Here is a 24471-nt window from a genome sequence, read left to right as displayed (position 1 = left end):
ACAGGTAGCGAAGTTAGAACCCTCACCTGTCATATTGGCCGTGTAAATGCAGTAGCGATCGCACCAGACGGCAAAACAGCGATTTCCGCTTCAATAGATCAAACCCTGAAAATCTGGGACACAGAGACAGGTACGGAAGCTAGAACCCTCACCGGTCATACTGACTCGGTAAATGCAGTGGCGATCGCACGCGACGGCAAAACAGCGATTTCCGCTTCAGGGGATTACACCCTGAAAATCTGGGACACCGAGACAGGTACCGCAGTTAGAACCCTCACCCGTCATGCTTACTTGGTAAATGCAGTGGCGATTGCACCAGACGGCAAAACAGCTATTTCCGCTTCAGCCGATAAAACCCTGAAAATCTGGGACACCGAGACAGGCACCGAAGTTAGAACCCTCACCGGTCATACTAGCCGTGTACATGCAGTAGCGATCGCACCCGACGGCAAAACAGCTATTTCCGCTTCAATAGATAAAACCCTGAAAATCTGGGACACCGAGACAGGTACCGAAGTTAGAACCCTCACCTGTCATACTAACTCGGTAAATGCAGTGGCGATCGCAGCCGACGGCCTCACCGCGATTTCCGCTTCATCTGAAACCCTGAAAATCTGGGACACCGAGACAGGTACCGAAGTTAGAACCCTTACCGGTCATACTAACCTGGTAGAAGCAGTGGCGATCGCACCCGACGGCCTCACCGCGATTTCCGCTTCATCTGAAACCCTGAAAATCTGGGACACCGAGACAGGTACGGAAGTTAGAACCCTCACCCGTCAGGCTTACTTGGTAAATGCAGTGGCGATTGCACCAGACGGCAAAACAGCGATTTCCGCTTCCGGGGATAACACCCTGAAAATCTGGGACACCGAGACAGGTACCGAAGTTAGAACCCTCACCGGTCATACTGACTGGGTAACAGCAGTGGCGATCGCACCAGACGGCCTCACCGCGATTTCCGCATCTTGGGATAACGCTCTCAAAATCTGGGATCTGCTCAGCGGCAAAGAAATTGCTAGTATCAACGGAGAGTATCGATTTCAATGCTGTGCGATCGCCCCTGATGCGGTGACAGTTGTAGCGGGGGATTCGTCGGGCCGGGTGCATTTCCTGCGTTTGGAGGGAATGGGGGATTTGGGCGATGTTTGAGAGAAATGGGCGATGATTTTTTGGGGTAGGGAAACGGCACGGTGCGGTGTCCGACCTTGCCGTGTTGTCGATGGTTGCATCCGATTGTCGCATTCGATCGGGAAATGTGCGATCGGGCGATCGGGAAATGTGCGATCGGGCGATCGGGAAATGTGCGATCGGGTTTTTGTGTTGATTGGGGCGATTGGATTTTTTGGTTTATGTGCGATCGGGTTTTTTGTTGATCGGGCGATCGAATTTGAGAGAAATGTGCGATCGGGTTTTTGGGTTTATGTGCGATCGGATTTTTGGGTTTATGGGCGATCGGGTTTTTTGTGGATGGGCGATCGAATTTGAGAGAAATGTGCGATCGAATTCGATTTGTTAGTCCGTTAGTTTGTCCGCGCAGGGAAAGCCAGTTGGTTCGCCCGCGAGTCCGCCAGGGGTTGAAACCCCCGGCCCACACTGCCACAAACCCATCACAATATTGTACCCATATCGAAATCCCCGACTTCTTCAAGAAATCAGTAATCTAATCATCCTCATCCAATCCCAGCGGCACAAAATATTGACTGTAAACCACACTATCCGATGCCCAAAGCGGCCGCCAATAAACATTTTGCATCACCGCCTTCTCCCCATCACCATCAGCAGGCCACTGAAAACTGACAATCGCAATATTGCTATATCCCACAATCTCATCACCCTCTTGCAGCCAGCGATTGCGCCACAACAGCGATATAAAATTCCACAACCTACGTAGCAGTGACAATCGTTTATCTGTATGCGATCTATTTGACGCAGTTCCCTTTTCTAGGTGCAAAAACATCCGAGCTTTTTGTCGTTTAATCCAGTCAACCCTATAGCCCCAATCAGGCAGAGATTGTTTATTTTTGACAGCAGCAGCCAAAGCCTTCTTTCTGCTACCCATGGGAATTTTCATTAATTCCAGCGGCTCATTCCATCCCAAACATTGGTGCGATCGCTCAGGAAACAGCGACTTAATCTTAGTATGAATTAAATGCGTTTTCCACTCCTCATTGATAAAAGCACTAGCAGTCAACTGCGCCAACACAGAATATTGACAATTTGATTGATAATTCGCCCGCTTCAAAGGCTCAATATTCGCTCTAGAATCGCCAAAATGACAATCAGACCAATAACTCAGTCGCACAGCAGCAGCATAGTGAATATCCCCCGTCAACAGAATCACCCGATCGCGCTGCTTAAAAAACTCCGACAACAGCTTCACAAAAGCCAACTCATGAAAATTCCAAGCATCCCCCGCATCACTATTAAAAACCTTCCCCTGTTCCACATCCCACTTTTGCACCGCATCAATAATCCACAAACCCACCAAATTTGTCGGCACAACCACCAGCGTCGCCTCAATCTCAAACTCCCCAGTTTTATTCAGCAACTCTGTCTCCTTCAAAGGCTGCTGAATTTGTTCCTCAAAACCTTTGTGAGTCAAAAGCATTGGGGGCTCGATCGCGCTTTTCACCGGATACCCCCGCCAACTCCGCGTATCCAGCACAATCACCTCGTGCTTAAAACTTCTCACAGTAAAATGCCAATTCAAAACCTCACTTAGACCCTCGCCATCCCGATCCAAAATAAAAACATCTTCATCTAATTTCAACTTAGGCAAATGAGTTTTTGGGTCGAGTCTTGGAATTCCCAAATACGAAGCCGCCTCCTCCCAAGCAGAAACATCATTCCCTCCAGAATTCGACCATTTTTCAGCAGCCTTTAATAATTTATCTCCCGGTTTTTCCGGATCGAACTGTGCGGGCGTATTTCCCCAAGCCTGAAACACAGCGTAAGCCAGCAAAGCATTCTGCACCACCCGTCGTCCCAGCGGCTTCCCCAGCACCCGGTAACACCACTCTCGATTCAAATACAAATCGTCGCTAACATCATGGTCATCGCAAATCATATAACTAGGAATATTCGCTAGCGCCCTCCTCACCCTCCACAAATTTCGAGCAAAACCGTCAAGTTCAACAACTTCTCTATCCCAGACTTTTGCCTGCTTAGAATTTGGGCAAATATCCTTACCCTTCGGAAAACGCTCGCACCAAAGTACAGGCGACCAAACTAACAAATACATCGCATAATATTCGCCCAAGCTAAACAAGTGACTTTTAGCATTGTTGGGTTTATTCACCAACATCGCCGTAAAGCCGCCAAAATCTCTGGCAATATCGCTGCGAGTCCCCGGTTTTAACTCAATGGGTTTTTTGGACTGATACTCAGCATCAGACGGTTTCTGAATTGGCGACTCTCTAAAAATTTCCCTTTCTTGGGCAACTACATTTTCGTTTTCCGAATTTTTAGGTATACTGATACACAAATTCTTTTTTATTTGGGCATCATCCATCAGGGGTAAACTCTCTTCCCAGCCCAACAGTGTATCGCCAGCGTCAGTCAAGGCCCACAGCATCGCATCGGCAACGTCGTCGCCGTAAATTTGGTCGCCCGTTAAAAACAGTTGGTGGGGTCTGCTATTTGCCGTACCTGCAAACTGTTCGATCGAATTATCCAAGATTGGTAGGGCATCTCTGCCGTCTCCGTGGGGCTTGCGACAAGAACCGTGAACGATACGCAAATAGTTTAAATCCTGCGGCGGCAGGGCAAAAGTGGGCAACTGGTGAGCGAAATAACTAATCGTCTCCGGCCCCAAAGCCGACAAATTAGGGGAGGCCGGCCACAGGCAAGAAATGAGATTTTCTTTCTCATTTTCTGGGACTGCCACCCCGACGTTCGACTCGCTACTCCCAGCAAACTTGATGTCATAAGCATAAACTTGCCCTGATGTCAAGACATTGCTGTTAATTGGTTTAGCAGTCACCGCGACTACGTGCAGGTATTTGCCGAGCTGCACGGTAGAGTTCGTACCTTGCAGCAAGGGCAGATCGACAATTTCGCCGGTTCCGCCCTCTGTCGAATAAACCTTGAGTTCGACTTGGCGGGGTGCTTTCAGAGCGAGCCAAACAGTCACTGCCTGAGCTTCAGTCCGGCGCAAAATCGGGCCCGCCAGGATCAGCGGCAAGTGATGAATTCTATGACTTAATGGAGTCCACGACATAGGATTTAAAAAATAAAAATTAAATAAGGGCGCTCTATCAATCAGATTTTAGGCGATCGAGCATCTGTCACCCGCTTAATTAATGCTAAGTCTGCCAACCCAAGTCGGCCAAATTGTAACAATTCATTAACTAAAATTAATAATCATGCTACAAGAAGAACAATTACAGCATTTCCTAGATTCAGCCCCGCAGTTGCCCGTAATTAAATCATCAGAACCTTCAGAACCTGCCGAACGCCCCAACAGCCGGCCTCTCTACTCGTCACCTTTAGATCGGGCGATCGACCGCCACCCCCTCACCGTGGCTCCAGAAACTCCGATCGCCCACGTGTTGGCTCTCATGAACCCGATGCGCGTCTCCTGTCAGCTTTGTGGCGAAAAACAAAACGCTCTTGCTAGCGCAGCCAAGCGCAGTTGCGTCTTAGTCGTCGAAGATAATCGCCCGATCGGCATTTTTACAGAACGGGATATCGTCAAGCTAACTACCGTCGCAGCTTGTACAGTCGGACTGACAATTGCTGATGTAATGACTCGATCGCCGATTACCCTCAAACAATCCGAGTCTCAAGATATTTTCACAGCTATGTTCACGTTGCGCCAGCACCAGATCCGGCATTTGCCCGTAGTGGACGAGGACTCGCGACTTCTCGGCATCATCACCCGCGAAGCCATTCACGAAGCCCTGCAACCGGTTAACTTGCTAACCAATTTGCGCTGTGCAGCAGATGTCATGACCAAAGAAGTCATTTCTGCGCCAACAACGGCCTCAGCCCTCGATTTAGCCCAGCTCATGGTCAAGCATCGAGTTAGTTCCGTCGTCATTGTCGAAGAGCCAATTCAGCATCCAGAGCAGCCGATCGCACCAACACAAAATTATCAAATTCCGATCGGCATTGTCACCGAGCGCGACATCGTACAGTTTCACGCCCTCGAACTCAACCTCTCGGAAATCCCAGCAGCAAGGGCCATGAGTGCGCCTTTATTTTGCATATCTCCCGCCGATTCCCTCTGGAGTGTCCACCAGTCCATGCAGCGCCACTGCGTCCGCCGTTTGGTAGTAGTTGGCAGCCAGGGAGAACTTTTGGGCGTTGTCTCTCAGACAAGTTTGCCGCAAGTTTTTAACCAATCTGAGATGTATGGGACGATCGAGCTGTTGCAACAAGCAGTGGACGATCGAGCCACCCAATTGCAGAAAGCCAACGAACTTTTGCAGCAAGAAATTTTAGAGCGACAGCGGGCCCAAGAAGCCCTGCGCCAAGCTCACGACGACTTAAAAAAACAAGTTGAAGAACGCACCGCTCAACTTTTAGAATCAAATGAATTGTTGAGACGGGATATTATCAAGCGCCAGAAAGTCGAAGAAGTGCTGCGGCGAAAGCAAACTTGCTTGAAAAATCAAGCGCAGCAATTAGAGCAAACTGTGCGAAAGTTGCAACAAACTCAAACTCAATTAGTGCAAACCGAAAAAATGTCTTCCTTGGGACAAATGATTGCCGGTATCGCTCACGAAATTAACAATCCTGTTAATTTTATCTACGGCAACCTTTCCCACGCCAGCCACTACATCAAAGAATTGATCCAACTGTTGGAACTTTACCAGCAGCACTATCCCGAACCAGTCTCGGAAATTCGGGAAGCAGCAGCAGAGATGGAAGTCGATTTTTTGGTAGAAGACTTATCTAAGCTAGTGTCTTCTATGCAAGTAGGAACCGAGCGCATCCGCCAAATAGTTGTGTCGATGCGTAATTTTTCGCGATCGGATCAATCTAACATCAAGCTCGTTGACATTCACGAGGGACTCGAAACCACTTTGTTGATTTTGCAGCACCGACTCAAACCCCACGGCGGACATCCACCTATCCAGATTATTAAAGAATATGGCAATTTGCCCCAGATCGAGTGCTGTGCCGGTCAGATCAATCAGGTGTTCATGAATATTATCGGCAATGCTATTGATGCTTTGGATGAAGAAATCCAGAAAGGGGAATGGGCGAGGAGAAATGGGGAAAATTCACCCCCGTCAGATCCTAGTTCTCCATTGACTCTTCCCACTATTACAATTCGTACTGAAGTTGTTGGTGGCGATTTTGTCGCAATCCGCATTTCCGACAACGGGCGGGGCATACCGGAGGAGATTCGCCGCCAATTATTTGACCCGTTTTTTACTACCAAACCAGTCGGCAAGGGTACTGGGTTGGGACTGTCGATTTCTTACCATTTAATTGTCGAACAGCACGGGGGGCGCCTCGACTGTGTTTCGGAAGCTGGACGGGGTACTGAGTTTGCGATCGAGATTCCGATCCTCAGTTGTCATTAATCAGCAGTCATAGGATTTTAGATTTTAGATTGTAGATTTTAGATTGAAAAAGTGAAGAATTGGAAATGACTCATGAAGCCCGGGGTTTGGATCACGGGCTTACAGTTGCATTCTTTTTTTCTACTGGTATCATACGATTTTAGATGATTTTAGATTGAAAAAGTGAAGAATTGGAAATGACTCATTAAGCTCGTGGTTTGGATCACGGGCCTACAGTTGCATTCTTTTTTTCAACTGGTATCAGTAGTCATGGGAAGACATCATATTCTCCCAATCCCTTCCTCTCCCCATCCACTCTCCCACTCTCCGACTCACTCCCTACTCTCGGACTCCCCACCATTTCCTAAAAATTCACAATTTTTTACAAAACACCCGAAACCCCAGCAAAGTCAATCTTTCCCAATCTAAAATCTAAAATCTAAAATCCCATAACTTTCTCCCTCTTCCCGACTCACTCCCCCACTCTCCGACTCGCCACCATTTCCTAAAAATTCACAATTTTTTACAAAACACCCGAAACCCCAGCAAAATCAATCTTTGCCAATCTAAAATCTAAAATCTAAAATCTAAAATCCCATAACTTTGCCTTCCTCTGACCCAACTGATCCGAACTCACTTCGAGTTTGCCTCATCCACTAGCGTCTTTATGAGCGTTCCAGTTACCCGCACAAGCCATCAACTGCCTGCATCCTAGCCCCAAAGCCAAAAGCCCAGATTGTTTGAGAAGTTAATTTTTGTTTTATTTTTGTACCTCTTTATATTAAGAAAGTATTCTAAAATCACTTTAAAATATAAAAATAATATAAAAATAGATTTTTATCTCAAAAAACCAGTTAAGATTCCCAAAGATGCAAAATAAACAGATTTACTAGCATTTTCATTTAGACGCCCCCTTTCTTTTCATCGCAAGTTAGCTAATAATGCTTTCAACGAGGTGACTAAGGGCAGAGTCCAAAATTGGTCTAACCCAAAGACGGATACAAGCCCCAAACAAAAGTCGTCGAGATAGAAAATTTTAGTTAGAGAGAAGCCCCAGATTCATCTGTGGAGTCGATTCTTTAATCTCAAATCTGAAATCTCAAATCGACTGACAGTAAGGGAATTGGAATTGGGATATTGCAATTGGGCTATTGCAATTGGGCGATCGAAAAAAAGCATGAAAACCCAGCCCTCATCGTTTTGATAGAAACCTATAGGAGAACAAAGAGTGAAACTCGCAGTTTACGGAAAAGGTGGAATTGGCAAATCGACAACAAGCTGCAACATCTCCGTTGCCCTAGCCAAGCGCGGCAAGAAAGTTTTGCAAATCGGTTGCGATCCAAAGCACGACAGCACATTTACCCTCACTGGCTTCTTGATCCCCACAATTATTGACACCCTTCAGCAAAAGGACTATCACTACGAAGACGTTTGGCCCGAAGATGTCATCTACAAAGGCTACGGCGGCGTTGACTGCGTAGAAGCAGGTGGCCCTCCCGCAGGAGCTGGCTGCGGTGGCTATGTAGTCGGTGAAACCGTCAAACTCCTCAAAGAACTCAATGCCTTCGACGAATACGACATCATCCTGTTCGACGTGCTCGGTGACGTAGTGTGCGGCGGTTTTGCAGCCCCCTTGAACTACGCCGATTACTGCATGATTGTTACCGACAACGGGTTCGACGCTTTATTTGCAGCCAACCGCATCGCCGCCTCAGTCCGCGAAAAAGCCCGCACTCACCCGTTGCGGCTCGCCGGTTTAATTGGCAACCGCACCTCAAAGCGCGACTTGATCGACAAGTACATAGACTCTGTACCGATGCCGGTGCTGGAAGTGCTGCCCCTGATTGAAGACATCAGAGTTTCTCGCGTCAAAGGCAAAACATTGTTTGAGATGGCCGAAAGCGATCCTTCCCTCAACTACGTCTGCGATTACTACCTCAACATCGCTGACCAGATTTTGGCAATGCCCGAAGGAGTAGTGCCCAACGACACGCCCGATCGCGAATTATTTGCCTTACTTTCAGATTTTTATCTAAATCCAGTGCAACCGGTGGTCAAGAAGGAGGAAGATGAGCTAGACCTGATGATGGTTTAATAGGTCTAGCGATCAGGATGAGGATAAAGAGGTTATGGCTTTTTTTGATACTTTTTCAGTTGCTCTCAAACAGAAGTGGTTGGACTACTACCAGGTAAATCGGGCTTGGCTGCTCCTGCACATGACGGCTGACAACACGGTCGCCACACCCGACGGCGGGAAAAGGCCTGTTTCTTACCTCATCCTGGGAATTGCGGCTGCCCTGGAGCCGGAACTCCAGCAATTAATGCTGCCCTTCTCAAAACTCAAGCCGGATGCAGACAGCCTGATCGAAGTTTTGGGGCTAAATTTTGACCCGGACATCGCGCTGGGTATGCCCTCAAATCTCGCGCCGCAGACTGCCGGCAAATCTCCAACACCCGCAGCAGCTCAAACTGCAACTGCTGCACCCGCAGCGGCTCAAAAGGCAACTGCTGCACCCGCAGCGACTCAAACTGCAACTGCTGCACCCGCAGCAGCTCAAACTGCAACTGCTGCACCCGCAGCAGCTCAAACTGCAACTGCTGCACCCGCTGATGCCAAATCTAATAAATTGGGCGGTGCGGCCTTAGCAGCAGCCGGAGTAGTCGCCGGAGCCGCCGGCCTGGCTGCTGCTGCGTCAGCACTGAGCTCCGACGACGAATCCTTCGATGAGTTTGAGGAAGAAGCAGTCTCAGATTTCGACCTGGGCGATGACGAGGAAGAAGCGGTCTCCGACTTCGACCTGGGCGATGACGAGGAAGAAGCAGTCTCCGACTTCGACATGGACGATGACGAGGAAGAAGCAGTCTCCGACTTCGACATGGACGATGACGAGGAAGAAGCCTCGGCTTTGGACGGTCTCGGTCTCGAAGACGATGAGGAAGACGCCGTATCTGACTTTGATATGGGTGACGATGAGGAAGACGCCGTATCTGACTTCGATATGGGCGACGATGAGGAAGACGCCGTATCTGACTTTGATATGGGTGATGACGAGGAAGATGAAGCCTTGGCTTTGGGCGGTCTCGACCTCGGCGATGATGACGAGGAAGATGAAGCCTTGGCTTTGGGCGGTCTCGACCTCGGCGATGATGACGAGGAAGATGAAGCCTCGGCTTTGGGCGGTCTCGACCTGGGCGATGACGAGGAAGAAGAAGCCTCACAATTTGGGACTTTGACCTCTGGAGATCTCGAATCGGGGATTTCCGATCCGTTTGGGGAAGAAGATGCAGAGTTTGTCGCCGAAGAAATACCCGATCCTTTTGGGACAGCGACCTCAGATGACCTAGACATGGATCTGGGCGACTTGGACGATGACGGTATTGACGATTTCTCTGTATCGGATGACGATGACCTCGACGATCTCGGACTGGACGATCTGGGGGAAGCAACTACCGGAGATCCTGACGAAGATGATTTAGATGCTCTAGGTCTCGGCGATTTGGATTCCGACGATGAGGATGAAGAAATTTCCGGCTTTTTATCTGATTTTAAGTGAGGTTGTTGCGATCGCCCGCATCTGTTGTAGTCTTGAAGTTTTCCGCTCTATTTGTGAGTTGTGAGTTGCGAGTTGTTAATTTTTAATTAGCTCCAACTCACAACTGCCAAAAGGCTTTTTGCCTTAGCGAGTTGAAGAAAACTAAATCCCTGCTGTGAGGGATTGTAGGCCCTCGCGCAGAATTTTTTAGCTCAAATTTGGGATGCTGTGGCTGCGGAAATATTGATTTGGCTGCATCTATTTTTCAGAGGAATTAGCCCAAAAATAGGTATTTCTATTTATTGTTCGCTGTGCGTCGCGATCGCGCAAAACAGGTGTTTTCTCGCCACTGCGCCTGTTCGTGATTGAGAGGAAAAATAACCTATTCCTCTCCTGGGCGATCGCACCGAGACGATCGCAAAATCCAGGTGTTTCCTCGCTCCGCCGGAAGTCCTGTGCAAGACGGAAAACAATTTAAAGGGAGAAGATTTGAGATATGACTGCTATTACTACTAATGAACCGGAAGCTTTAAACTTTGAATGCGAAACAGGCAATTATCACACATTTTGTCCGATTAGCTGCGTAGCTTGGCTTTATCAAAAAATTGAAGATAGTTTTTTCTTGGTCATCGGTACCAAGACTTGCGGCTATTTCTTGCAAAACGCCATGGGCGTGATGATTTTTGCTGAGCCTCGCTATGCGATGGCTGAGTTGGAAGAGGGCGATATTTCCGCTCAGTTAAACGATTATGATGAGTTGAAGCGGCTGTGCTTGCAAATTAAGCGCGATCGTAACCCCAGTGTAATTGTCTGGATCGGCACTTGCACCACCGAAATCATCAAAATGGATTTGGAAGGGTTAGCGCCGAAGCTGGAAGCAGAAATTGGCATTCCCATCGTCACAGCGCGCGCTAACGGCTTGGATTACGCTTTTACTCAAGGGGAAGATACCGTTTTAGCAGCGATGGCTGCTAAATGCCCTGAGAAAGCGCCCGTGATGGAATCTCAGAAACAAGAACGCAATGCTATCTCTCAACTGCTGAATTTCGGCAAGAAAAAAGAGGAAGTTGCAGCAGATGAATCGGAATATGTCAAGCACACGCCGCTGGTACTTTTCGGTTCTTTGCCCGATCCGGTTGTTACTCAGCTAACTCTAGAATTGAAGAAGCAAGGAATTAAAGTTTCCGGTTGGCTTCCTTCCAAGCGCTACACTGAATTGCCAGTCTTGGAAGAAGGCTATTATGTATCTGGCATGAATCCGTTTTTGTCGCGCACAGCTTCTACGTTGATGCGCCGCCGCAAGTGTAAGCTAATTGGTTCGCCATTCCCGATCGGCCCTGACGGAACTCGCGCTTGGATTGAAAAGATTTGCTCAGTGTTGGGAATTGAACCAAAAGGTTTGGACGAACGGGAAGCGCAAATTTGGGCTGGTTTGGAAGATTACCTGCAAATAATTCGCGGCAAATCTGTCTTCTTTATGGGAGACAATTTGCTGGAGATTTCTTTAGCACGTTTCTTGATTCGCTGCGGCATGACTTGCCCGGAAATTGGCATTCCTTACATGGACAAGCGCTATCAAGCGGCCGAGTTGGCTTTGTTAGAAAAGACTTGTCACGAGATGGGAGTTCCTACTCCTCGGATTGTGGAGAAACCAGACAATTACAATCAGCTTCAGCGGATTTACGAGCAGAATATTGATTTGGTGATTACTGGTATGGCTCACGCTAATCCTTTGGAAGCGCGGGGAATTAATACTAAGTGGTCTGTTGAGTTTACTTTTGCTCAGATTCACGGCTTTGGTAATGCGCGGGATATTTTGGAGTTGGTGACTCGTCCGCTGCGCCGGAATAATTCGCTGAAGGATTTGGGTTGGGGTAATTTGGTGAAGAATGAAGCGAAGGTTTAATCGTTTTTAGTAAGATAGTAGGGTGGGCTTTGCTCACCTTATTTTTTTGGGAACCGCTGATGTAGGCGGATTGACGCAGATTAACGCGGATGAAGTGTGCGATCGTACTTTTAATTAGAAGATGGAAGTCAACCTTAAATCTCTAGATTATTACTTGAGCCTGAAATATGCTATCAGTTTTTATCCAGAATCTGAAGGTTATACCGCCATAATAAAAGACCTTCCGGGTTGTATGTCTGTGGGGGAAACTTTGTCGGAAGCGATGGATAATATTCAGGAAGCTAGGGAATTGTGGGTAGAGACTGCTTATGAGTGCGGCGATGAGATTCCTTTACCTGCGGCTGATGTTTAGCATAAAGGACGATCGAGTTTGAGGGAGGGTTAAAGGGCGATCGCTCTTTTCTTTTTTTGTGAACCGCTGATACAGGCAGATTAACGCAGATTAACGCGGATGAAGTGTGCGATCGCTTTTTTAATTAATCGTCGCGGGTTACAAAATATTGTGTATGCTCTCAACAACTTGCTCAATAAAATCAACCGCTTCATTAACTAATAGTTCATCAATAGGCCAGCGATTGCCTATTGATAATGTAGGATCTATATCTGCTTCATGTGCAATCTTATTTCGGCGATCGACAATCAGATTTAATTGTTGTTTTATATCTTGAGCAGGCCTACTCATGTTAGTAGAGACTTCTTCCCACAAATTTTTATCGCAAATCAGCAGCACAGCTTTAGCTATCTTATCTGGCTTCTGAAAACTTTTGTAGCTGTGGCGTTCGCGAATTACATCTTCTAACGAGGAATCAATATTTTGTCCTGCGTTTATACCTGCACGAGCGTTACCCCGTGAAATTTGAAACCCCGAAAATCCTGGAGGTTCAGGACGTAGCCCCCGATGAATTTCTAACATTCCGATCCTGACAACTTCGTGAATATAGTAATCCAAAGCGCTGACCGCTAGAACAAGTGCAGCTCTTAGCATATCTGAAATATCCAGAACACTGCTCGCTTGAGCTTTTAGAGAATGATGCAGAGCAATTAGATCCCGAACGCGACGAATACAGATGCCAAATAGATCAATTGCTGACTGCATGGGAGGCTAAATAAATAATTTTATCGGCTAGTCTATCAAAAGTATTTATGAATTTTTTTTGTGCTTCTGGAGTGGTGTTTAAAACTCTACTGATTACCTGCTCTATTTGCTGAGAAGTTAGAGCAAAAACGGGTGTTTTATGCTCTTCAGACACAAGAATAAGGATATTAAAATCCGAAATTTTTGCAAGACAGAAATCACGGTCGATGTCTTGAGATTCGTACATTGTTTGAGCGAGCAGCATACTATTTTCTCGCAAAGACGGCATTAATCTAGCGGAAACAGCTTTTTCAATGGCATTAATCCACTTTTGAAAAGCCTCAGCAGGCTGTCCATCTCTGATTCTATAATTTTGAACAATAGTCCCAAGCAAGCGCGGTGTAACTTTGGGAAATGGATAGACCGCATCTTTCAAAATCCTCATTTCTGAAGCTTTTTGAGCCCAAGCATACCATTTTGGCAAAATTGTTGCTAAAGAATCGATCGCCATTACTGAAAAAAAGTCAGGACTTGTGGGAAGTATAAAAAAATCACTGCTCATCAGCAGGTTCTGATTAATTGAGCTTAAACTTGGACTCATATCAATCAAAATATAATCTGCCTCAAATTTATCGGCTGTTTTTTGCAAAAGATAGGAAATTGAACCAGGTAAGTTTTGCAGTGCTTGAATTGAACCGCTTAGCTCTTGTGCCATGCCTAATGTTACCTCATATTCAGCAAGTCCAACATGACCGGGCAACAAAAACAGACCCTTGCACCTTTCTACTGGTAAACAATCTACAGCCTCAATTAGCTTAGGCCTTGATTCAAATGCAGGTGCTAAGCCTGATTTAATATTCTGGTTTTTTTGATATAATTCCTCTAGATCTTCCTTAGTTGAAAACCCCAAAACCATTCCTGTGAGGTTGCATTGCGGATCGGCATCGACTATGATTACTTTTTTTCCCTTGGTGGCTAACATCCATCCTAGATTAAATGTAGTGGTTGTTTTGCTAACGCCGCCCTTGTGATTAAATAGAGCTATTTTCTGAACCATCTTTTTTTATACTTTTGGGGAAGTCAGTACCTGAGCTATAACTAAGGCTATGACTATTATACAGTCAGGGATGAAAGGGCGCACTTTTCCCCAACCTTTCCAGAATCTCAGGTCACACGCCCGTAACACAATTCAGGAAGCGCCGCCTATAATCGAAACTAGCCCAACTCTCATCAGTTGAGAAACCGCCATGAGTCAAGACAAGGAAGAAATTAGCTATTCAGAGAAAACAGAACGTCTCAGAGTTATCGGTCAGTTTATCAAAACAGTGACACCGATGATTTGGACGATTGTAATTTTAGTAGTCATCATTCCCCTATTAGGTAACTTTCTAATTTCCCAGTCACTAACAAATACGGGAACCACAGCAGTTGTAGTCTCGCCGCCACACGATTTTAGCAAAGTCAACCAAGACATTAAAAACGCTATCCAACTATCCCATACAACAGCCGAAACTTTCGCCTCCCAAGAATTGGACAAATGGGAAGCCGAAGTAATTGCACGAGTAGACAATAGCTTCCTCGATTGGTACTTCGATTACTTCAATCAAAAAAAGATGGAGTTTACCGTACCTTTTAATTTCGTGAAATCTGCCGTACTCAACAGATTTGATATGACAGCAGCATCTCAAGCTGTTTCCGAAAAATTAACCGAAGACTTTCAAAGAGAATTTGCTAACCGCGTACTCGTACCCAAAAACGCTCAACTGCGATTTCAATTAATCACTCAAGATACTGCTAACTTGTACATAGCCGAAGTTAGCAAGAATGTGAAAGTTGTTCAAAACAATTATAATATACCGCAAGTACAGTGGGACAAATATCTCAACGATATTGCCACCACAATTAGCGACAAAGGAAACGTCTCTAATTTATCATTAAAAGTATTAGTTGGGGGCAGCGGCTACTTAATTGCTAAACCCTTAATTTTGGGAGTAGCAACTAAAGTTGGCAGCAAAGTTACCGCAAAAGTTGCCAGCAAAGCCGCCGCCAAAATGGCAACAAAAACAGGCGGTACAGTTGCTAGTCAGTTGGGAGTAAGTTTAATCGACCCGATTGTCGGCATCGGGATTATTATCTGGGATTTGTGGGATTACAATCACACAGTCAAAGTAGAAAGACCGATTTTGCGGGCACACATTGTAGAATACTTAAAAGATGTCAAAAAGTCCCTGCTCACAAATCCTGAAAGCGGGATTATGGCAGCAATTTATCAGTTGGAAAGCGGTATTTTGAAGTCGCTCCAATCTTAATAAGTTCGTAGAGAGGACGGAAGTCCTCTCCCTTAGTTTGAATCAAACAGCACTAAACTTCTTACTACAAGCCTCAAAATTTATGTCCTCAAAAACAGTTTAAACCTCGTAAACACTACCACAATTAACGCCAGAATCGTCGTATATCCCAATCCCCTCAAAAACCCCATAAACGGATTGGTTGAAGTCATCTCAATAATCACCGGTTCCAATTTACTTAAAACCAGAACCGGCCAGATAATATTCGCAAATCCTGCATAGCCAATCATCGGATTCACCCCGTTATCAATAAACAACTGCAAAAACCATTTTCTGTGAAAGACATCGATAATTATCATCAACCCAATCAACAGCAAAATCGCCATTCCCGCCGTTATAAACAAGTAACTCATCGTCGCTGAATCTTTCTTGATTCCTCCTTCATAAGGCTCAAACAGCAAACCCAAAACCAGCCAATAAAACCCCCATTTGTAAAGGCGGTTCAATAAATTTTCCGTGACATTCCCTGGCTTTCTCAACAAAACCAAAGCGCACAAACACAGCACGACCGCCACTAATGCAGTCTGCCACACCCATCTAGCTTGCAGCCCAATTAACAAGACTAAATTGACAGCAAACATCAAAACCATAATGCTGAAATAGCGCCAACTCTTCCAGCTAGCATAACTCGCCTCTTCCGGCGAACAATACTCTATCCACCTACCCAGCCAATCGCCCACAATCGTACCGGGAATCACCACAAACAAATACTTTAAATAATCAAATTGAAACAGCCAAGGTGCAGGAGAGGACAGCCAAACTAAATTAATCCAACCGTCAGTATGAGAAGACAGCCGCGCCGCCAACAGCAAGCCCAAAAATCCCACTCGCAACCACGTATCTGAACGAGTAAACAGCCAAATTAGCGAGCCGAAAACGGCCATATTTGCTAGTACAATCAAGATAATATCGCTACGGCTAAGTAAAAATCCTACACCGTTGGGATATTTGATGTGAGATACGAAGCCAATCCCGGCACTCCAAGCAGCAAGGGTTAAAAATCTCCGCCGCCACACAGACCACCTGGACGGCCAGCGAACATACATTAAAAATAATATTAAAAATCCCAACAAGGCCATCCACCACTTCTGCGGGATGGATGCGTCTGGGTTAATTGTAGTCGGGCGAATGTGCTGGAGAAATATCGCAAATGACGCTAACAAAAAGCCTCTTTGCAAAATAGATAAAATCACTTTTTTTGTATCCCATCCCTTGGCGATGCGGCGCGACAAAGCTAGCGGTATCGCGGCCCCCATTGCAAACAAAAAGAAGGGGAAAACTAAATCAACCCAGGTTAATCCCGGCAGTTTGTTATTAAAAATGTGGTCCGGCGGTGGCAGTTGGGCGTGATACATCCACGCCGGCAATGTTTTCCGGGCTATTGTACCGGATAAAACCATCGCTAAAACTGCTAGTCCGCGCAGGGCATCCAGCGCGTCTGCGCGTTGGGAAACGGCAGCAACTGCTAAACTATTTTCTTGTTTCACCATGTCTTTTATCTCTGATGTTGGGGATTCTAATTTATATCAAGTACGGTTGGTTGACCGCAAGATATCGGCCGGGGCGGGTTTACTGGAGTTTTTGCGCTTTTTGATAGATAATGGTGAACCTAGCCCGGATCGGAATAACGGTTAATTTACGGCACATGATATTACTAAAAATCTTATTTGTTCAAAAATGATAGAATATCTCCGGCTTATTTGCCAATTAATTTGTGCAGCCAGCTTCCTGAAGCTAGCCTGCTGAGTCTTTTTGTGGAGTGTTTTTTATTGACTGTTAACCTCGAAATTCGGTATTTATTGGGTGGAAAAAACCCCAGTTTTAATTTTGAACTGTCGTACAAGTATCCTGATGAGAAGTATTTGGCAACGTATTTGTCAACTTGTTTGTTGACAGCGCCAAACGGGTAGGCTATGTGTGAGGCGACTGTTCGATTTTTGTCTAAATCTTGGGTGCATTTCCTCAGTCTAATTTGATCTTCAGATAATTCTCGGTCTAATGCTGTCAGAGAAATTTTTGTTAAATTTTCGTGATTCAGTCCGTGGGATTGAATATCATAAAGACCTTTTTGCATTCCGTCTCTCAAGTCTTGACAAGTTACCTTTTTTATGAGCGAGGCCTGATGGCCCAAGAAGCCGGAGTTTATAAATACAACTGCTTTGGTTTTTTTGCCGTATTTATTTTCGAGTGTTTCTAAAATCGGCAGTAAGTGCGTATAAATGCTTTTATTTCCGTCGTCAAAAGTAATCATGACTTTTGGGCGATCGCGATATTCACTCGGCACGGGCTTTTTGGGATTTGCTATGAAATACTCGTAAAGCTCTTGGGATGACAAAAACCAATAGTTATGGCTAACTAAATAATCTAAAAAAGGTTCCAAATTTTGCTGGCTGTAGTCGCCTGGAAATTCTCGCCGCTGTGGCGGTATTTCCAGGGGATTCTGAAAGTCAACAATATCGTGAAAGCCGAAAATCGGAATTTGTACTGTGATGATTTCTAAGATTACTTGATAAGTGATGAAAGTTAGGAGAAATGCTAGTAAAAAGCTAATAATGCGTTTTTTTCGGAGCGTAATACCCTGTTGAAAATACTCCGGCAATTTGTTAACTAAATAATTTACCATTGACAATTACAACCTCATGAGGTAAAAGGTTCGGGTGGGAGTAAGAGGGTTTTTCGGGCTGTTGGGAGCATCTAGATTGTCGATCGCCCGCGTTTTCCCTAAAGATAAGCTGGGTCAACTCCAGCATGATACAATTTGTCTCGATCGCACTTATCCCTCAACCCCGGTTCACAGGACAGAAGTGGTGCTAGAGGAGTGGCGATCGTCCGCTTGCTCAAAAATCATCATTTGAGATAGATTAGCCAGTATGGGCGGGGCGATCGCAGCAATTCCGACAGCACCCTCCAACCCCGAAACTGCCCGCTGTTCAAAGGTTCCAAAAAGTCCAACTTCGTCTTTGCACTTTCAAGGCGAAGTTGAAGTCAATTTTTTCCTCCGCAGTTAACAATACCTCTCCCCGCCAGAAATTTTATCTGTAAATTTTATCTGTAAATTTTATCTGTAAATTTTATCTGTAAATTTTCCTGTAAAATTTTATCGGTAATTTTTTTACTTGTGATTTACGTCCCGAGGTGGTAGCATATTTTACCGAAAGCCCCGTGCAACAACCATGATGAAGATAGCGGTAATTCTGCCTGTTTACAACGAAGCAAATTGCATAGCCCAAACCTTTGACATAATTTTAGAATTTTCTCAAAAAAATCATGGTTACAATTTTATTATTGTTAATGACGGCTCGACCGACAATACACTGCCAATTCTCGACAACAAACTCAAAAATTTCCCCACACATCACATCAAACTAATTTCTTACAGCAACCGTCAAGGCAAAGGATATGCCGTTAAAAAAGGCAGCGAATCTGTAAACGCCGACTGCATTTGCTTCATGGATGGCGACTTAGCATACTCCCTCGAACACCTCGAACCCTTAGTAGAAAAATTAGAAGAATTTGATGTCGTAATTGGTTGCAGAAACCTCGATAGAGAAAACTTCCGAAATCTTACCTTACTCCGGAAAATATCCGGCAAAATTTTTAACTGGATTTCTAGAAAAATTCTGAATCTACCATATAGAGATATGCAAGCCGGACTCAAAGGATTTAACAAAATACCAGCTCAAGAAATATTTAAAAACCAAACAATTACGGGGTTTTCATTTGATGCGGAACTGCTTTTTTTAGCAAAAAAAAGAGGATATACCATTGGTGAAATTCCCGCCAAAGTTTCCCAGCACCACATCTACAAAACATCTCAAGTCAATATATTTAAAGATTCCCTAAAAATGCTGCTCTGCTTATTTAAAATTAGAGCCAATAGCCGGGCAGGCTACTATGAATAAATCAATTTTGTTGAGCTTTGATATAGAAGAATTTGACATTCCCGAAGAATACGGTCAACCGCTGGAATCCGAGATCAAATTTGAAATTTCTAATCGAGGATTGTCAAAGATTATTGCACTTATAGAAAAATTAGATATTACAGCCACATTTTTTGTCACAGCTAACTTTGCACTCCACAACCCAGATACAATCCGAGAAATTTCAAAGCACCATGAAATCGCCTCCCACGGCTTTTACCACTCTCAATTTTGCATAGAAGATTTACAAAAATCTAAACAAACCTTAGAACAAATAACTAATACTCAAATCACTGGATTCAGGATGGCAAGACTTCAGCCAGTTGACGACGCAGAAATAGAAAAAGCAGGCTACGAATACAACTCATCAATGAATCCAACTTACATCCCCGGCCGATACAACAACCTATCTAAACCGAGAACTGCATATTATACGAATAAACTCCTCAACCTTCCCATTTCAGTCACTCCTCTAATCAGATTTCCTTTATTTTGGTTGAGCTTTAAAAACTTCCCCCTCTCAATGATAGAATTAGCAACCCAGCTAACCCTAGAAACAGACTCCTATCTGAACATCTACTTTCACCCCTGGGAATTCACAGATATTTCCCAGTTTAAATTACCCAGTTACGTCAAAAAAGACTCAGGCAGAAAAATGGTTGAAAAACTAGAAAAATATCTCACCAAGCTGAAAACTCAAGGCAAATTTATTTCTATTTCCGAATTTAAGCACAACTTCAGTCAACCTTAGAGCAAATATCGCGTTCAGCAAAAAATATGAAATTTAAACTTCTCTACTACTGGCACAATCAAACAGGATTGCGTCAAGTTACAATCCTAGCCACCATCTTTTTTATATTAGTTTTAAGTTTTAGCATAATCCGCTATGAAAGCTTCTTAGCCACCTACGATCACGGTCTATTTAACCAAGTATTTTGGAATAGCATACACGGCAGATTTTTTCAAAGTTCAATGTCCTCAGCCGCCTCCAGCACCTCGCTGATAGACAGACAACTTTCCTACCCATTTTATATCCATTTAGGCCAACACTTCGTCATCGATTTTCTAATTTGGATGCCGATTTATGCCTTATTTCCATCTCCCATTACCCTGATAGTTTTGCAAGTTGCTTTAATTGCAGCAGCCGGAATAGTGCTGTATTTCTTAGGAAGACACTATCTATCTGTTCCCCTGTCGGTAATGATAGTAGCCAGCTATTACGGAGCAAATGGTGTCATCGGTCCGACGCTGGGAAATTTTTACGAACACTGCCAAATTCCTTTATTTATATTTAGCTTGCTCCTAGCATTAGAAAAGCAGCGCTGGGCGCTATTTTGGCTGTTCGCAGTTTTGACATTAGGCACTCGCGAAGATGCTGGAATTAGCTTGTTTGGCATCGGAGCGTATTTAATTGTCAGTCGGCGCTACCCCCGCGTCGGCATAGCTTTGTGCGCTCTCAGCTTTAGCTACGTGGTGTTCATAACTAATAGAATCATGCCGATGTTTTCGGCTGACAATTCCCGCTTGTACTTAGCTAATTACTTTAGGCAATTTGTTAAAACCGAGAACCCGTCAACACTAGAATTGCTTTGGGCGATTATCAGTCAACCTCAGCTCATAATTGAAGTATTTTTTAAAGATGCAAGGAAGCGAATTTTATATCTTTTAGGTCATTGGTTGCCGCTAGCATTTGTACCTACGGTCGCTCCTAGCGCCTGGTTAATGACTGTTTTTCCTTTACTGGTTCTGTTGCTGCAAGTTGTTAATCAGGCCGCTACTTCTATCAACACCCGCTACACATTTTCTGTAATTCCGGCGTTATTTTACGGTACAATCCTGTGGTGGTCGCAACATCAAGATAAATTCAAACCTAGGTTCCACCGCTTCTGGATTGGGTGTATCGGTCTGTCAATACTGCTTACGTACACTTCCAATCCGAATCGAGCTTTGTATTTCATCTCTCCTTATTCTTTTCAACCTTGGGTTTATCAATCTTTGCCAGCTCAACTAGGACACGCAGCTAATATCAAAAAAGTCTTAAGTTTGATTCCCCAAGATGCTAGCGTTTCTACCAGCGGTTATATCGTTTCCCACCTTTCGGGCCGCCGGAACATCATTCGTTTAGAAGTGATGAAGATGAAAGACGAAGAGGGAAAAGTAGTCGATGTCGATTATGCGCTGTTAGATTTGTGGCAGTTGCAGCAAAACAATTTAAAAGTTCCCGTTGACCGAGGTAGAGTTCGGGCGGGAGTGCGTTTTACCGATGAAGCTCTACGGCAAGGTTTGTACGGAATTGCTGAAGTATTGGACGGAGTTGTTTTAGTTCAAAAAGGCATAACTTCTAAGCCGGAAGTTTTGTCGGCTTGGTCGAAATTGCGGCAAGAAATCGAACCGTTGATGAAATAGTCGAAAGTCAAGGATCTAGCAGGCAGTTGCGATCGCCCCCTGAGAGTAAAATCAAGTAAAATTGCCAGTATTGGTCGATCGACCCCCGTTACTCGACTATATTTGGATTCAAGGTTTGCTATACTCCAGAAATAGACACATATTAACCTTTGGAAAATCAATAGGCCGGAGCTATGACATCCTATGCAACCTCTACAGCAAGAGCCGAGATGAGTGAGATCCGGCGCTTGAAAAACATACTGCCCCCAGAACTCCAAAGTTGGGTAACAGTAGAAAAAACAATAGAAGTTAATCCTACCCTGATCCGCAGCGAAGAAATAGGCAAAGACCAGGTAGAAATCCAAATAGACCTGATCCGCTGGGAACAGCTAGCAATGGATCAGCGTAACCTCCTATTTTGGCACGAAGTCGCTAGAATCCAAAACGACACCATCCCCAGAGACGGTTGGGAAATGGCAGCCCTCGCCATTGGTTTAGGCGGCGCTGTCGGCGAACTTTGGGTGCAAGACGGCTTGCTGCTGTTACTGGCCCTATCCCTGTGCGGCGTCTCCGGCTGGAGACTTTACCAAAAAAACAACGGAGAGAAAAGTTTAAAAGAAGCAGTAGACGCCGACGAAAAAGCCCTCGCCCTGGCCACCCGCTTCGGCTACACTCTCCCAAACGCCTACAAAAGCCTCGGCAGCGCCTTAAAAACCTTAATCGAGCAAACCTCCAAAAAACAGCAGCGGGCTAAATACGAAGCTCGTCTCCAGGCCCTCAAACGCAACGCAGCCAAAGCCAAAGCCAAAGTCAAACCCATCACCCGCGAAACCTCCCAGTCAGAAAACGTCTACAATTCTTAACCTCATCCCCCGACGCTTGCTACGGGGGTTTTCCAGTTAACGGTTAACTGTTGACTTCTGTGTTAGCTGTTAACTGTTAACTGCGGTGGCCCGGTGCAAGACAAGCACGAAAATTATTAGGCGTTGCTGAATTAAGGTATGAATGCCCCAGGAGTGGGAATATCGTGAAATTTCAACAGGACTTACGCATGAACGCTATATATAGCGTTTGGCTTAATAGAGAAGGCTAAGCCTTTCGGACTGGATACAACTTTAAAACCTAGGCTCACCAACCCCAGGAAATTGAAATATAAAAGCCAAAACTTGACCTTGGTCATCTTAAGAGTGGGGGTTTGTAGTTCCCGACTTAAATAGTCTGATAAGAGTCCAAGTTTTAAGTTGATAGATAGTCAAATTCATCTGATTGGCGAGGTCTTTGAGCCTAAGCCAGACTAGAATAGCACACCCAATATGATTTCTTTGAATCCGGGCTTTTCTGCACTGGCACTTGGAAACTCCAGTCAGTTGTTTCAGTTCTCTGTGAAACTCCTCAATTTTCCATCGATTGGCGCACACATCTTTAACGTCATCCGTAGAAGACTGAGAAATATCGTTGGTAGCGACATATTCCGTGTCGCCGTTCGAGGCAACTACCCGGAATAATTTCACTTTTTTTAGATTAGGAAACCCTTTGACTTTTACGATTTTTCCTGACTCATTTTCCTCATTACTCCCGCTCAATCTTTCAATTCGTTTGTACTTTTCTACCCCTCCTGTATCATCAACTAATCGATTTTTTTTAAGCGGACAGTAGTAAAACTTACCCAAGCTATCAATTAACAGCATTAAATCTTTGGTCGCATACCAACTATCCATCAAGACGCTCCCAAAAGGCAATTGCTTGTGATAGACTATACCTTTGAGCATATCTTCTACAGGGTCTAGTTTAGTCTTTCCGTCTCCATCAGGGTCATAAATGCGGTAATCCACTATCCAAAAAAGTCCTTTTTTTTGATTGACATAGATGCAAGTAACTAGACCAATCCCCCGAATTACCCGTTTTTCGTTTCCACTATATTGTCGGCGAGTCAGCTCGATTTTAGTGGCAAATCTTTTATCAATAACTGTGTCGTCAAATAAAAGATAACCTCCTTCATCAGTTTGGATAATCAGCTTAACTTGCTTCCAAAGCATCCGGGAAGTGATTTTTTCAGTTTTTCATAATAAATTAATAGTATCGTGGCGGCACCGCTGGAGATGGTCAGCCAGATTGGTCACGGTATAATTAATTTGACTACTGAGTAAATATTGACAATAGTCAAGGGTAGTAAATTTCATACGCAATCGAGTTTTCGGCTCGTTTACTATTTTACAGCCAAGCTTTTCTCTTAAGTCCCCTCCATCCCGAAAAAAATCTTATAAAAAACAGAAAAAATATAAACTCTAGCAATAGTTCAGGCGATTTTCTAGCGAGGGGTAGCGTCAGGAATTGCTCTAGTTAGTCTCGGAAGAGGGTACGCTATATATAGCGTTCGTGCGTAAGTCCTGAGATTAATACATCCCCATTTGTTGCGATCAATCGCGAGCGATAATTTCTGTCCGGGTTGGCAATAATTTGTCAACCAATAGGTAATTAGCGGAAACCACAGACAGGTTAAGGTAAGCTGGGGTAAATCTAAAAATTTTTGTAAATTGCGGCGACGACTTGAGCGTGGTAATGGGGTACGGAAATACGCGAGCAAGTCGTTCTAATCTCACCTATTTTTCTGATGTTAAGAGGTTGAGCACTATTTCTAGAACTAAAAATTGAGAGCGGGTTAGTTCTCTTTGGAAGTGAGTCTGATAGAATTTAGGTAACATATTTTTGGTAGAAGTTCACGGGGGTAGCAAAAACCAAAAAAATCTGATAAGGTGAGGCACATGGAGAAGACAGTGCCGGAATTA

The 24471-nt window shown here is 44.8% G+C and carries 18 protein-coding genes and 1 pseudogene; 13 read left to right on the top strand and 6 right to left on the bottom strand.

Annotated features, from left to right (window positions below; translation table 11 throughout):
- Positions 1-1152, top strand: a 1152-nt coding sequence (locus QUA04_RS14155; RefSeq protein ID WP_333257991.1) for a WD40 repeat domain-containing protein, incomplete at its 5' end; no start/stop codon positions are given.
- 12 nt (positions 1153-1164) lie between these two features.
- A complete protein-coding gene (locus QUA04_RS14150; protein ID WP_333257990.1) occupies positions 1165-1488 on the top strand; it encodes a hypothetical protein in 324 nt (107 codons plus the stop codon).
- A gap of 175 nt (positions 1489-1663) precedes the next feature.
- Here QUA04_RS14150 and QUA04_RS14145 read toward each other — a convergent pair whose 3' ends face one another.
- Positions 1664-4222 carry a PhoD-like phosphatase gene (locus tag QUA04_RS14145; protein WP_333257989.1) on the bottom strand — a complete coding sequence of 853 codons (2559 nt, stop codon included), beginning with the start codon at positions 4220-4222 and terminating at the stop codon, positions 1664-1666.
- Positions 4223-4367: 145 nt separating this feature from the next.
- On the opposite strand from QUA04_RS14145, the gene QUA04_RS14140 reads away from it, so the two are divergent.
- From QUA04_RS14140 to QUA04_RS14120, 5 genes are all read left to right on the top strand, one after another.
- Positions 4368-6539: a CBS domain-containing protein gene (locus tag QUA04_RS14140; RefSeq protein WP_333257988.1), complete on the top strand. Its 2172-nt coding sequence runs from the start codon at positions 4368-4370 to the stop codon at positions 6537-6539.
- A 1207-nt stretch (positions 6540-7746) separates the two neighbouring features.
- Positions 7747-8613 (top strand): ferredoxin:protochlorophyllide reductase (ATP-dependent) iron-sulfur ATP-binding protein, encoded by an 867-nt coding sequence (bchL, locus tag QUA04_RS14135; protein ID WP_006634709.1) that lies wholly within the window; start codon positions 7747-7749, stop codon positions 8611-8613.
- Between the two features lie 34 nt (positions 8614-8647).
- Positions 8648-10072: a DUF5331 domain-containing protein gene (locus tag QUA04_RS14130; protein ID WP_333257987.1), complete on the top strand. Its 1425-nt coding sequence runs from the start codon at positions 8648-8650 to the stop codon at positions 10070-10072.
- A gap of 475 nt (positions 10073-10547) precedes the next feature.
- Positions 10548-11957 (top strand): ferredoxin:protochlorophyllide reductase (ATP-dependent) subunit N, encoded by a 1410-nt coding sequence (locus QUA04_RS14125; RefSeq protein WP_216670582.1) that lies wholly within the window; start codon positions 10548-10550, stop codon positions 11955-11957.
- 121 nt (positions 11958-12078) lie between these two features.
- Positions 12079-12309: a type II toxin-antitoxin system HicB family antitoxin gene (locus QUA04_RS14120; RefSeq protein ID WP_333257986.1), complete on the top strand. Its 231-nt coding sequence runs from the start codon at positions 12079-12081 to the stop codon at positions 12307-12309.
- Positions 12310-12447: 138 nt separating this feature from the next.
- Here the strand turns inward: QUA04_RS14120 and QUA04_RS14115 are convergent, their stop codons facing one another.
- Positions 12448-13053, bottom strand: coding sequence for a HEPN domain-containing protein (locus QUA04_RS14115; protein WP_333257985.1), 606 nt, complete (start codon positions 13051-13053; stop codon positions 12448-12450).
- Positions 13037-14089, bottom strand: coding sequence for an AAA family ATPase (locus QUA04_RS14110; RefSeq protein WP_333257984.1), 1053 nt, complete (start codon positions 14087-14089; stop codon positions 13037-13039). The genes QUA04_RS14115 and QUA04_RS14110 overlap by 17 nt, the downstream gene beginning before the upstream one ends.
- Positions 14090-14279: 190 nt before the next feature.
- On the opposite strand from QUA04_RS14110, the gene QUA04_RS14105 reads away from it, so the two are divergent.
- Positions 14280-15341 carry a hypothetical protein gene (locus tag QUA04_RS14105; protein ID WP_333257983.1) on the top strand — a complete coding sequence of 354 codons (1062 nt, stop codon included), beginning with the start codon at positions 14280-14282 and terminating at the stop codon, positions 15339-15341.
- An 80-nt stretch (positions 15342-15421) separates the two neighbouring features.
- Here the strand turns inward: QUA04_RS14105 and QUA04_RS14100 are convergent, their stop codons facing one another.
- Both QUA04_RS14100 and QUA04_RS14095 read right to left on the bottom strand, forming a co-directional pair.
- On the bottom strand, positions 15422-16870 hold the full coding sequence (locus tag QUA04_RS14100; protein WP_333257982.1) for a DUF5009 domain-containing protein: 1449 nt from the start codon (positions 16868-16870) through the stop codon (positions 15422-15424).
- Positions 16871-17076: 206 nt separating this feature from the next.
- Positions 17077-18003 carry a polysaccharide deacetylase family protein gene (locus QUA04_RS14095; protein ID WP_333257981.1) on the bottom strand — a complete coding sequence of 309 codons (927 nt, stop codon included), beginning with the start codon at positions 18001-18003 and terminating at the stop codon, positions 17077-17079.
- A 34-nt stretch (positions 18004-18037) separates the two neighbouring features.
- Between QUA04_RS14095 and QUA04_RS14090 the strand changes: the two genes are divergently transcribed.
- The 5 genes from QUA04_RS14090 to QUA04_RS14070 all read left to right on the top strand — a co-directional run bounded on the left by QUA04_RS14090 (position 18038) and on the right by QUA04_RS14070 (position 22548).
- The gene (locus QUA04_RS14090) at positions 18038-18235 is read left to right on the top strand and encodes a hypothetical protein (RefSeq protein ID WP_333257980.1); all 198 of its coding nucleotides are present in this window, start codon (positions 18038-18040) and stop codon (positions 18233-18235) included.
- A gap of 318 nt (positions 18236-18553) precedes the next feature.
- Positions 18554-19282, top strand: coding sequence for a glycosyltransferase (locus tag QUA04_RS14085; RefSeq protein WP_333257979.1), 729 nt, complete (start codon positions 18554-18556; stop codon positions 19280-19282).
- A complete protein-coding gene (locus QUA04_RS14080; protein WP_333257978.1) occupies positions 19275-20051 on the top strand; it encodes a polysaccharide deacetylase family protein in 777 nt (258 codons plus the stop codon). Before QUA04_RS14085 ends, QUA04_RS14080 begins: the two co-directional genes overlap by 8 nt.
- Positions 20052-20077: 26 nt before the next feature.
- The gene (locus QUA04_RS14075; RefSeq protein ID WP_333257977.1) at positions 20078-21706 is read left to right on the top strand and encodes a DUF2079 domain-containing protein; all 1629 of its coding nucleotides are present in this window, start codon (positions 20078-20080) and stop codon (positions 21704-21706) included.
- A 173-nt stretch (positions 21707-21879) separates the two neighbouring features.
- A complete protein-coding gene (locus QUA04_RS14070) occupies positions 21880-22548 on the top strand; it encodes a DUF3318 domain-containing protein (protein WP_015178535.1) in 669 nt (222 codons plus the stop codon).
- Between the two features lie 305 nt (positions 22549-22853).
- Here QUA04_RS14070 and QUA04_RS14065 read toward each other — a convergent pair.
- Positions 22854-23865: pseudogene (locus tag QUA04_RS14065) on the bottom strand (IS701 family transposase); the annotation flags it as partial.
- Between the last annotated feature and the right edge of the window lie 606 nt (positions 23866-24471).

The organism is Microcoleus sp. S13_C5, assembly GCF_036700845.1.
Classification (GTDB): domain Bacteria; phylum Cyanobacteriota; class Cyanobacteriia; order Cyanobacteriales; family Microcoleaceae; genus Microcoleus.
The sequence above is the reverse complement of the archived record's forward strand: the minus strand, read 5'-3'. Positions and strand labels throughout refer to the sequence as shown.